At 66.9% G+C, this 10,429-nt stretch carries 9 protein-coding genes; 1 reads left to right on the top strand and 8 read right to left on the bottom strand.

Features of this window, described 5'->3' with window-relative positions:
• Positions 1-215: 215 nt before the first annotated feature.
• The 6 genes from C9E82_RS07895 to C9E82_RS07870 form a co-directional block, all read right to left on the bottom strand.
• Complete coding sequence (locus C9E82_RS07895; RefSeq protein ID WP_119896718.1) at positions 216-1,238, bottom strand: LacI family DNA-binding transcriptional regulator; 1,023 nt, start codon at positions 1,236-1,238, stop codon at positions 216-218.
• Positions 1,239-1,354: 116 nt separating this feature from the next.
• Entirely contained in the window at positions 1,355-2,632 is a 1,278-nt protein-coding gene (locus C9E82_RS07890) for a D-tagatose-bisphosphate aldolase, class II, non-catalytic subunit (protein WP_119896717.1), read from the bottom strand.
• 4 nt (positions 2,633-2,636) lie between these two features.
• Positions 2,637-3,578, bottom strand: coding sequence for a tagatose kinase (locus C9E82_RS07885; RefSeq protein WP_119896716.1), 942 nt, complete (start codon positions 3,576-3,578; stop codon positions 2,637-2,639).
• A 2-nt stretch (positions 3,579-3,580) separates the two neighbouring features.
• Positions 3,581-4,558 carry an ABC transporter permease gene (locus C9E82_RS07880; protein ID WP_119896715.1) on the bottom strand — a complete coding sequence of 326 codons (978 nt, stop codon included), beginning with the start codon at positions 4,556-4,558 and terminating at the stop codon, positions 3,581-3,583.
• Entirely contained in the window at positions 4,555-6,066 is a 1,512-nt protein-coding gene (locus C9E82_RS07875) for a sugar ABC transporter ATP-binding protein (RefSeq protein WP_119896714.1), read from the bottom strand. Before C9E82_RS07875 ends, C9E82_RS07880 begins: the two co-directional genes overlap by 4 nt.
• Positions 6,067-6,128: 62 nt before the next feature.
• Positions 6,129-7,016 carry a substrate-binding domain-containing protein gene (locus C9E82_RS07870; protein ID WP_119896713.1) on the bottom strand — a complete coding sequence of 296 codons (888 nt, stop codon included), beginning with the start codon at positions 7,014-7,016 and terminating at the stop codon, positions 6,129-6,131.
• Positions 7,017-7,385: 369 nt separating this feature from the next.
• Here C9E82_RS07870 and C9E82_RS07865 point away from each other — a divergent pair, with 369 nt between their 5' ends.
• Entirely contained in the window at positions 7,386-8,330 is a 945-nt protein-coding gene (locus tag C9E82_RS07865; RefSeq protein ID WP_119896712.1) for a LysR family transcriptional regulator, read from the top strand.
• On the opposite strand, the gene C9E82_RS07860 is transcribed toward C9E82_RS07865, so the two are convergent.
• Both C9E82_RS07860 and C9E82_RS07855 read right to left on the bottom strand, forming a co-directional pair.
• Positions 8,318-8,833 carry an HPP family protein gene (locus tag C9E82_RS07860; protein ID WP_119896711.1) on the bottom strand — a complete coding sequence of 172 codons (516 nt, stop codon included), beginning with the start codon at positions 8,831-8,833 and terminating at the stop codon, positions 8,318-8,320. The genes C9E82_RS07865 and C9E82_RS07860 overlap by 13 nt on opposite strands.
• Before the next feature lie 56 nt (positions 8,834-8,889).
• Positions 8,890-10,095: an NAD-dependent formate dehydrogenase gene (locus tag C9E82_RS07855; protein ID WP_119896710.1), complete on the bottom strand. Its 1,206-nt coding sequence runs from the start codon at positions 10,093-10,095 to the stop codon at positions 8,890-8,892.
• Positions 10,096-10,429 lie beyond the last annotated feature (334 nt).

Raw genomic sequence — 10,429 nt, 5'->3', positions numbered from 1 at the left:
ATCGTCTCGCCCAAAGCCGCGCCCGAAAGGCCGGCTGACCCCTTTCAAAAAATACCAACGGCACAAGCACGGAACTCTGGTCGGGCTACGCCCTCCCGACGTTCCGTGCTTGTGCCGCTAACTGGCAGACTTTTGCGCCGCCGCGTGGCAGGGTTTTACTCCGCCGTTGACATTCTATTTTTTACGCACGAAAATATTGACGGAATCAACGCAGTTCACGCCGAGGCTCGCAGGATGAGCCGCCCCTCCAGGCGGCGCACGGGATCAAGCGGGCGCTTGCCCTCCTCGATCATGTGGAACAGCGTGGACACGCTGTTTTCCGCAATGGAAACATAGTCCTGGGCCACGGTCGTCAGGGCGGGGGCGGTGAAGCGCGCCATCGGGTGGTCGTCGTGGCCGGCGATCCGCAAGGCCGTCGCGGCACCGCGTCCGACGCGCAGCCCCCGCTCGAAGGCCGCGGCGATCAGGCCGATCGCCAGGCGGTCGTTGGCGCAGAGGATCGTGTTCCAGGGCAATTGCCGGGCGGACAGGATCTCCAGCCCGGCGTGGTGGCCCAGCTCCTCGAATTCCCAGCCGGTCGATTGGATGGGAATGACATGCGGATCATGGCCCTCAATCTCCATGGCGCGGATATAGGCCTCTCGGCGCTCGCGGGCATTGGTGTTCACGGCGGGCATGTCCAGGAAGCAGGGGGGCTCTCCGCTGCGGCACAGGTAATCCACCATCAGGCCGATCGACTGGAAATTGTCGGTGCCGAAGAAGATCTCCTCGCCGTTCATGTGATTGTCGAAGATGACAGTGGGGATATCCGCCGCGACCTGCCGGATCCGGTCCGAGACCGAGCTGTCCCCCAGCGGCGCGATGATCGCCCCGGCGATGCGTAGCGAGTACAGCATCTCAAGGGCATTCAGCTCCCGCTCCGGGTCCCCGTGCGATCCCAGCACGATCGCCCAGTATCCCGCCTCGGCGCAGCGCATCTCGATATGGCGGACGATCTCGGCATAGAACGGATCGACGATATGCGGGACGATGATGCCGATATTCCTGGTCAGCTTGCGGTTCTGGTTGATGGCGAAGAGGTTGGGCCGATAGCCATAGCGGGCGATGGCCTTCTCGATCCGTTCGCGGGTGGATTTGCGGACGCTGGACGGGTCGTTGAAATATTTCGAGATCGTCGGCCTGGAGATGCCGCTGACCGCCGAAAACTCCTCCATGTTCCTGATCTTCTGGTCTTCCATTCCGCGCCCCTTCCCTTCGGAAATCTCCCGAGGTGTCATATTATCTCGCGTAAAAACATATTTTTACACTATCCGCCGCAGTGCGGCAGGGGTCAAGGACGCCCGCCGGCAGGCGATCAGCCGCGGCAGGCCGCCACGTAATCCGCCGCCAGCCGCTCGACGGCCGCCAGGGTCAGCGCGCGGGCGCGCGGCGGCAGGCGGCCGGCCCGGACCTCGGGATAGAGCCCGCCCAGATATTGTGCGACCAGCGTCTCGGGAAGATCGGCATCGCCCAGCAGCGCCAGAAGCTCTGCCACCGCCTGTTCGGCGGCCGGTTGCGGCCAGTAATAGCGGATCCGGTCGCTGTAGGAGAAATGCCGCTGCAGGGCGCGTTCGGCATCGGAGCCGTGATAGTAGCGATCCCAGTTTCCGGGGGCCTGCTGCATGACCGCCTCCATTGCCTGGCGCAGGGTCCGCTGGCGCCTGCCGGGGAACAGCTCCTCGGCGATGGCGTCCAGCCCATAGAGCGCCTCGCGCAGCACGAAAGTCAGGCCCGGCCCGACCTTCAGGATCGCGAAACCGTCGCGGACCAGCGCGGTCAGGGCCTCGCGGGTCTGGTAGTCGGTCGAATGCGCCTCGAAGACCAGTCCCGGCATCTGCGCCAACGCGGCGGAAAGGTCGCGCGCCGCGGCCGGGTCATAGTCGATGACGTTGTGATTGCCGAACTCCACCCCCGGCTGGACGACCAGTCCGACGACGCGACTGAATGCGTCCTGTTGGCCGACATCCGCGAAGGCCCGCCGATGCACCTCGAAGGTGGTCAGGGCCGCGCGGGGGCTGGTGATCTCCAGGCCCTCGATCTCTTCCATCGCGCCGCCGGGGATCGGGACCTCGGTGCCGATGACATAGACCGGCGCCACGCCCCCCGCGGGCCGCGCCGCTTCGGCCGCCGCCGCCAGCCGCGCCGCGCGGGCCGCTGTCTCCGCGTCGTCCAGCGCCACCGGCTCGCCGGCGCAGCCCATCGAGCAGTCCAGGTGCAGCTTGGTGAAGCCGGCCGCCGCATAGTCGCGGATCATCGTCTCGGCCCTGGCCATGGCCTGGTCGGCGGGCAGGGTCTTCCACGGGTTGGGGCCGAGATGGTCGCCGCCGAGGATCAGCCGGTCCAGCGGAAACCCCGCTTCACGCGCGATGCCCTCGACGAAGCGGCGGAAATCGGCGGGCGTCATGCCGGTATAGCCGCCCTCCTGGTTGACCTGGTTGCAGGTCGCCTCGATCAGCAGTGGCAGCGGCGTGGGCGCGATGCAGCGCATCGCCGCCTCGATCACCAGCGGATGCGCGGTGCAGATCGAGGGGATGCCCGAGGGGCCGGGACGGTCGCGCCATTCGGCGATGGCGTGCAGCGGGTTCGCGATCATCGGTCTAGCCTTTCGGGTCTTGCAGCAATGCGTCCAGTTCGGCGCGATTCGAGGTGCCTTCCATCGGGCCCAGCCGGGTCACGGCCCGCGCCCCGGCCGCATTGGCAAGGCGCAGCGCCTGCGCCGGATCGGCATCGGCCAGCCAGAAGGCCAGGAAGGCGCCGCCGAAGGCATCCCCGGCGCCGGTCGGGTCCAGTTCCTCGACCGCCAGCGGCGGGGCATCCACGCGCAGGCCGTTCTGGAACAGGCTTGCCCCCGCCGCGCCGCGCTTGACGACGATGCTGCGGATGCCGCGCCCCAGCAGGGCCTCGACCGCGCCCGCCTCGTCCCCGGCGGCATCGAACAGGAACAGCTCCTCGCCCGAGGGCAGGAACAGGTCGGTCATGGCCAGGACGGCCTCGAGCGCCCGGCGCATCCCCGGCGCGTCCAGCAGTTCCGGCCGCAGGTTCGGATCGAAGGAGATCGTGCCGCCCCGCGCCTTGATCCGCCGCGCCGCGTCCATGACCATGCCGCCCAGATCCGGCACCGACAGGGCCGAGCCCATGACGTGCAGGTGGCCGCAGCCCTCGACCAGCGCCTCGGAGGCCGGCGTGGGGCGGATCTTGCCGCAGGCGCTGTGGCGGATGTTGTAGAGGAACGCGCGGCTGCCATCCTCGCGATAGCGGACGAAGGCGCTGCCGGTCGTTTCTCCGGGCGCGATCTCGATCCCCGAGACATCGACCCCGTCCGCCGAGAGCCGCTCGATGTTCACCCGCCCGAAATCGTCGTCGCCGACGCGCGAGACGATGGCGCAGGGCGTGCCCAGCTTGCCCACCTGGTCGATGAAGATCGCCGGCGCGCCCGAGGGGAACGGGCCGACCAGCGGCTGCGCCTGAAGGAAGCCCTCGCCCCTGGTGGTCGCCACGATCTCGACCAGCACTTCGCCGATCGTCAGGACCTTCTTCATGCTCAACCTCGCCGCTGCTTGGCACGCACATCCAGCCAGACCGCGACCAGGATCACCAGTCCCTTGACGATCAGCTGGTAGAAATAGGGCACCGACAGCATGTTCATGCCGTTGTTCATCACCCCGATGATCAGCGCGCCGATCAGCGTGCCGACCATGGTGCCGACCCCGCCGGCCAGGCTGGTGCCGCCCAGGACGGCGGCGGCGATGGCGTCCAGCTCGTAGCTGGTCCCGGCATTGGTCTGGGCCGAATAGAGGCGCGAGGACAGAAGGATCCCCGAGATCGCCGCCATCACCCCCGACAGCGTGAAGATGGCGATCTTCAGCCGGTCGACCTTGATGCCGGAATACAGCGCCGCCTCGCGGTTGCCGCCGGTCAGATAGGCCCGACGCCCGAAGGTCGTCCGCGACAGCAGGATATGGTTGAACATGAACAGCGCCACCACGATCCAGATGATGATCGGCAATCCCGCCCAGCTGTCGCTGCCGATCGCCGTCCATGTCGGATCCGAGATCATCGCCGGCGCGCCGTTGGTCGGCAGGCTGACCATGCCGCGATAGATGCCCATCGTCGCCACGGTGACGATGAAGGACGGCAAGAGCAGCTTGGCGGTCAGCACGCCGTTCACCAGCCCCATCGCCGCCCCGGCCAGCAGCGTGAACACGAGCGCGGGGGCAAATCCCCAGCCGAAGGCCAGCGCCTGCGCGCCCGCCATGCCCGCCACGGCGATGATCGAGCCGATGGACAGGTCGATTTCCCCCAGCAGGATCACCCAGGTCATCCCGAAGGCGGCGATGGCGACCACCGCCACCTGCTGCAGGATATTGGTCAGGTTGGCGACGGTCATGAAACGCTCGTTCAGCAGCGTGAAGATCACGCAGAGCACGACCAGCGAAACCAGGATACCGCCATATTGATGCAGGGCGGCGCGCAGATGCTCTCGTCCGGCGCTGATATTCGTATCGGTTGTCTGGGTCATTGATGGGTTCCCGTTGCATGGGCCATGACGATTTCGGGGGTCAGCTCGCCGCGCGCGACCGTGGCCCTCAGATCGCCCTCGGCCATGATGGCGATGCGGTCGGCCAGCCCCAGCACTTCGGGCAGTTCCGAAGAGACCAGCAGGATCGCGGTTCCCTCGGCGGCCAGTTCGCGGATGATGCGGTAGATCTCGAATTTCGCGCCGACATCGACGCCGCGCGTCGGCTCGTCCAGGATCAGCACGCGGGGGCGCGTCAGCAGCCATTTCGCCAGCACGATCTTCTGCTGGTTTCCGCCCGACAGGTTGCCCGCAAGCGTTTCCAGCGAATTGGCGCGCACCCCCAGGCGCCGGACTTCCGCACGGGCCGCGCGGCGTTCCCGGCCGAAGCGCAGGAAACCGGCCTTTCCGGCAAAGCCGTCCAGCGCGGCCATGGAAATGTTCGCGCGCAGCGGCGCGCCAAGGACCAGCCCCTCCTCCTTGCGGTTCTCGGTCACGAAGCCGATCCCGGCGGCGATCGCCTCGGCGGGATTGCGCAGCCGCAGGGGCTTGCCGTCGACGCGGATCTCGCCCGTCACCGACCGCATCCCGAAGAGCGCATTCATCACATCGGACCGGCCCGATCCGATCAGGCCGAAGAAGCCCAGGATCTCGCCGGGGCGAAGCGCGAAGCCGACATCGCGGAACCGCCCCTCGCAGGACAGGCCGCGCACCTCCAGGACGGGCCGCACGTCCGCGCCGGGCGCGGGCGCAAGGCGCGGCGGATAGATCTCGTCCATCCTGCGCCCGACCATCAGCGCGATCAGCTCCTCGATCGAGGTCTGATCGCGTTCGCGCGTCGCGACATAGGATCCGTCGCGGACGACCGTGATGTCGTCGGACAGCCGCATGATCTCTTCCATGCGGTGCGAGATGTAGATGATCGCGGTGCCCCGCGCCTTCAGCCGTTCGATGATGCCGAACAGGATCTCGGCCTCGGAATCCGACAGCGACGAGGTCGGCTCGTCCAGGATCAGCACCTTCGCGGGCCTGCCGAGCCCCTTGGCGATCTCGACAAGCTGGCGCTGCGCGATCGAGAGATGACCGACCTTCGCGTTCACATCCACAGGCAGGCCCAGGTCGCGGACCAGCGCCCGCGCCTCTGCCCGCAATTTCCGGTCGTTGATGAAGCCGAAACGCGCCGGCTCATGCGTCGCCATGATGTTTTCGGCGACGGTCAGGTTGTTGCACAGGCTCAGTTCCTGAAAGACGATCGCAAGCCCCTGGGCGGCCGCGTCCTTCGGGTTCTGCGGCGCATAGGGCCGCCCGTCCAGTCGCATTTCCCCGCCCGAGGGCTGGTGCACGCCGACCAGGATCTTCATCAGCGTGGATTTCCCGGCGCCGTTTTCCCCCAGGATGGTGTGCACCCGGCCGGGCCGGACCTCCAGCTTCATGGCCTTCAGCGCCTCGACCGGGCCGAAATTCTTCCTGATATCGCGCAAGGACAGCACGATCTGGTTCGCCTGCGTCATTGCCAGGCCCCTCCTCGGACAGGGAAGCGGGACCGCATCATCGCGAAACGGTCCCGGATGCGTCACTCCTTGGTATAGACGCCCGGCACGATGGGCTGTTCGGCCGGGACCTCCTGCCCCTCGATCACCAGGGCGGCGGTCTCGACCGCGGTCCTGCCCATCTGGTCGGGGAACTGCTGGATGACGCCGACCATTACCGGGTTGCTGTCGACGGCGTTGCGCGCCTCTTCCATCCCGTCGAAGCCGATGACCTTCACCTGGTCCTCCAGCCCGGCCGACCTGACCGCGACGGCGGCTGCCAGCGCGGCGTCGTCGCCGAAGCCGAAGATGCCGGTGATGTCGGGATTGGCCTGCAGCATGTTCTGCGACACCGCCAGCGCCTCGGCCCGCGTGATGCCGGTCTGCTGGGCGACGATCTCGATCTCGGGATGCGCCTCCAGCGCCTTCCTGAAGCCCTCGACCCGCGCCACCACGGATTGCACGGTCGGATAGTCGATGATCGCGACCTTGCCCGCGCCGCCCAGAACCTCGGCCATCAGCTCGCCGGCCTTGACGCCGCCGGTGTAATTGTCCGTGCCGATATGCGAGACGACCTCGGCATTGGCGGCGGGCACATCGACGGTGATGACCTTGATCCCCGCCGCCTCGGCCCGCGCGATGGCGGCCATGACGCCCTGGCTGTCGACGGGCGAGATGATGATGACCTCGACGCCCTTGACGACGAAATCCTCGACATCCGCCAGCTGCTTGTTCAGGTCCTGGTTGGCGATGCTGATCTCCAGCGGCACGCCCTTCGCCTGGGCCTCGGCCTTCATGGCATCCGCCAGCTCGATATAGAACGGGTGTTGCTGGGTCAGCAGGGACGCACCGATCCCATCGGCGAAGGCGGCCCCGGCCGAGCCTAGCGCAACAGTGGTCAGCAGCGCCGAAAGCGCTTTCTTGAAACTCATGGAATCCTCCCAGGATCTCGCATTTCGAGGAGACATCGCCGGGAACCCCGACCGGCCGCCAAAGCTCCTCCCCTGCGGCGGCTCGGGGGAAAGCTACGCAATAAATTTACGCGTGTCAATTTTTAAGTTTGTCCGCGATATCAATGCCGCGGCTTTCGCATCGCAACCAAGGCCCACCCCAAGGGGCGGCATCGGCAACTCCGACTGAAAAAGTCAGTCTTCCAAACGCCCGGCCGGTCTTATACAAGGGACAAGGGTGGCGGAAACCTCCTTGCGCTTGTTTCGCTTTCCTTGCGATGCCCCCACCGATATGCTCCAGCGGAAATATCGCCAGGCGATCTTCGGTCCGATCCCGAAAGAGGGCTGTCCATGCTGATAAGGCATCTGAAATTCTTCGTGACGCTGGCCGAGATGCAGCATTTCGGACGGGCGGCCGAGGCCTGCAACGTCACGCAGCCGACCCTGTCCCAGGCGATCCGCAAGCTGGAGGAGGACCTGGGCTTTCCGCTGATCGTGCGCGGCCATCGCTTCCGGGGCCTGACCTCCGAGGGCAGGAAGCTGCTGGACTGGGGGCGCCAGATCCTGACCGATTACGACAGCCTGCGCAACGACCTGGCGGGCCAGCGCAAGGGCGGGCTGCGGGGCACGCTGCGGCTGGGGGTGATCCCGGCGGCGATGCCCTCGGTGTCGTTCCTGTCGGCGCAATTCGCCACGCGGCATCCCTTGTCCTCGATCGATCTGCGCTCGATGTCGTCGCGGGCGATCAGCGCCGCGCTGGAGAATTTCGAGATCGACGGCGGCGTCACCTATCTGGAGAACGAGCCGCTGGAAAACGTGCGCCGCGTGCCGCTGTATTACGAACGCTATGTCTTCGCCTGCCGCCAGGATCACCCGCTGGCGCGGCGCAAGGCCGTTCCCTGGGCCGAGGCGGTGCGCGAACCGCTGTGCCTGCTGTCCGAGGACATGCAGAACCGCCGCATCCTGAACCATATCGCCGCCAGCGCCGGGGTCTCGATGCGGCCGCATGTGGTCAGCAATTCCTTCCTGGGCGTCGCCTCGCATCTGAAGAACGGCGCCTGGTGCGCGATCGTGCCGCACAGTTTCGGCTATCTGTTCGGCGACATGCCCGACCTGGCGCTGCGCGAGATGATCGAGCCGGTGCGGCGCCAGCTGATCGGGCTGGTGCTGTCCCATCGCGATCCGCAATCGCCGATGTCCGGGGCCTTGCAGGAATGCGCCGCCCATGCCGACATGCAACGCCATTTCGACGCGGCGGCGGCCGGTCTTCCGGTCGCGGCGGATCAGCCGGGATAGCTGCGCCTGGAGATCGCCCGGTGATAGGCCCAGGCCAGCGCGACCAGCGCGATGGTTCCGGCCAGCACCGGCAGGACCAGGAAGGGCCAGCCGGCGCCGGTCATGATGACCACCAGCGGATTGCCTCCGGCCGGCGGATGCAGCGTGCCGGTGAACTGCATGACCGCGATGGCCAGCCCGACGCCGATGCCGCAGGCCAGCGTGCCGTCGCCGGCCAGCGCCAGCACCAAAAGCCCGACCAGCGCCGACAGGAAATGCCCGCCGATCACGTTGCGCGGTCGCGCCAGCGGGCTGGAGGGCAGCGCGAACAGCAAGACGCAGCTTGCGCCGAAGGGGGCGATCAGCAGCGCCTGTTCCAGCGATTGCGTCACTGTCGCCAGGCACCAGATGGCAAGCGTGCCCCCCAGCCCCGAGACCAGGGCGGCAGGCCCCGCCTTGCGGAGATGGGCGGAAAATGCGCTGGCCGGGGATGTGACCGCGGCGGCTTCGGTATCGTAGGACATGGGATGTTCCGGACAGATGAACGGCCCGCGCAGCCATCCCGCGCGGGCCAGCCTGGTCAGTCGACCTTCTCGAATTTCGCGGCCTCGTCCGAGCCGCCGGTCGCATTGCCCTTGGAATAGGAATGCGCCCCCACCCCGGCCAGGTTGCCGCCCTGGACGATCAGGTATTCGTCGCGGATCGGCCGGCCCTCGAAATGGCATTCCAGGATCTCGCGCGTGCCCGCCGCATAGCGCGCCTGCGCCGACAGCGAGGTGCCCGAGATATGCGGCGTCATGCCGTGATGCGGCATGGTCCGCCACGGGTGGTCCCGCGGCGCGGGCTGCGGGAACCACACGTCGCCCGCATAGCCCGCCAACTGGCCGCTCTCCAGCGCCCGCGCGATGGCGTCGCGGTCGCACAGCTTGCCGCGCGCGGTGTTGACCAGATAGGCGCCGCGCCGGAACAGCTTCAGCGTCTGGTCGTTGACCATGTGCTCGGTCTCGGGATGCAGCGGGCAGTTCAGCGTCACCACGTCGCAATGCGGATACATGTCCTGGGGCGTTTCGTGCCAGGTCAGGTCCAGTTCCTGCTCGACCTCGGCGGGCAGGCGGTGGCGGTCGGTATAGTGCAGGTGCATCCCGAAGGGCTTCAGCAGCCGCAGGACCCGCAAGCCGATGCGCCCGGCCGCGACCGTGCCGACATGCATCCCCTCGACATCATAGGACCGGGCGACGCAATCGGCGATGTTCCAGCCGCCCTTCAGCACCCAGTTGTAGCTGGGGATGTAGTTGCGCACGAGGCCGAGGACCATCATCACCACATGTTCGGCGACGCTGTTCGAGTTGCAGTATGTCACCTCGGCCACGGTGATCCCGCGATCGATCGCCGCCTGCAGGTCGACATGGTCCGAGCCGATGCCCGCCGTCAGCGCCAGCTTCAGCTTCGGCGCCCTGGCGATCCGCTCGGCGGTCAGATAGGCCGGCCAGAACGGCTGCGAGATGACCACCTCGGCATCGGCCAGATGTTTCTCCAGTTCGGAATCCGGGCCGTCCTTGGAGGATGTGACCACGAATTCATGGCCGAGGGATTCCACGTATTTCCGCAGGCCCAGCTCGCCCGAGACCGAGCCCAGCAGGTGGCCGGGCGTGAAATCGATGGCCTTGGGCGTGGGCAGGCTCTGCCCGTCGGGATAGCGGTCGATCTTCGGCAGATCATCCCGCGCGTAAGAGGTGGGATAACCGTCGATAGGATCGTCGTAGAGAACGCAAACGACCTTGCCCATGTTGTTTCCTTTCCGTTGCATGAGGCCGCGAGGGACCGCCCCGGCCGCCAGCGCGGCACCGGGTTCCACCCGCCTGCAGGCGCAGGCGGTGGCGGCGGATCTTCGGGATTCCCCTCCCCTGGGGCCTCGGATTGATCGAGCTGCCTTCGTGAGACAGGGGCAGCCTGCAACCCATGGCCCCTGGCCGCAAATCGAAGTTTTTCACCAATCGATAGGCGGTTCCGATGAAGCCGCGGCGCAGCAACGGCTTTTACCCTGCGACCTTTGGCGGATAGGGGAAAAACGCCCCGACCGGGCGATGGCGGTTGCTGCACCGCAAAATCGTCATTTAGGG

Origin of the sequence: Paracoccus sigandri (assembly GCF_003709565.1) — a bacterium.
GTDB lineage: Bacteria > Pseudomonadota > Alphaproteobacteria > Rhodobacterales > Rhodobacteraceae > Paracoccus > Paracoccus siganidrum.
Note: the sequence above shows the minus strand (reverse complement) of the source record. Positions and strands in the feature narration are given on the sequence as shown.

Excerpts from the sequence above, each read along its gene's own strand:
- C9E82_RS07895 (WP_119896718.1), bottom strand. The coding sequence starts at position 1,238 with ATGGAAGACCAGAAGATCAGGAACATGGAGGAGTTTTCGGCGGTCAGC.
- C9E82_RS07890 (WP_119896717.1), bottom strand. The coding sequence starts at position 2,632 with ATGATCGCGAACCCGCTGCACGCCATCGCCGAATGGCGCGACCGTCCC.
- C9E82_RS07885 (WP_119896716.1), bottom strand. The coding sequence starts at position 3,578 with ATGAAGAAGGTCCTGACGATCGGCGAAGTGCTGGTCGAGATCGTGGCG.
- C9E82_RS07880 (WP_119896715.1), bottom strand. The coding sequence starts at position 4,558 with ATGACCCAGACAACCGATACGAATATCAGCGCCGGACGAGAGCATCTG.
- C9E82_RS07875 (WP_119896714.1), bottom strand. The coding sequence starts at position 6,066 with ATGACGCAGGCGAACCAGATCGTGCTGTCCTTGCGCGATATCAGGAAG.
- C9E82_RS07870 (WP_119896713.1), bottom strand. The coding sequence starts at position 7,016 with ATGAGTTTCAAGAAAGCGCTTTCGGCGCTGCTGACCACTGTTGCGCTA.
- C9E82_RS07865 (WP_119896712.1), top strand. The coding sequence starts at position 7,386 with ATGCTGATAAGGCATCTGAAATTCTTCGTGACGCTGGCCGAGATGCAG.
- C9E82_RS07860 (WP_119896711.1), bottom strand. The coding sequence starts at position 8,833 with ATGTCCTACGATACCGAAGCCGCCGCGGTCACATCCCCGGCCAGCGCA.
- C9E82_RS07855 (WP_119896710.1), bottom strand. The coding sequence starts at position 10,095 with ATGGGCAAGGTCGTTTGCGTTCTCTACGACGATCCTATCGACGGTTAT.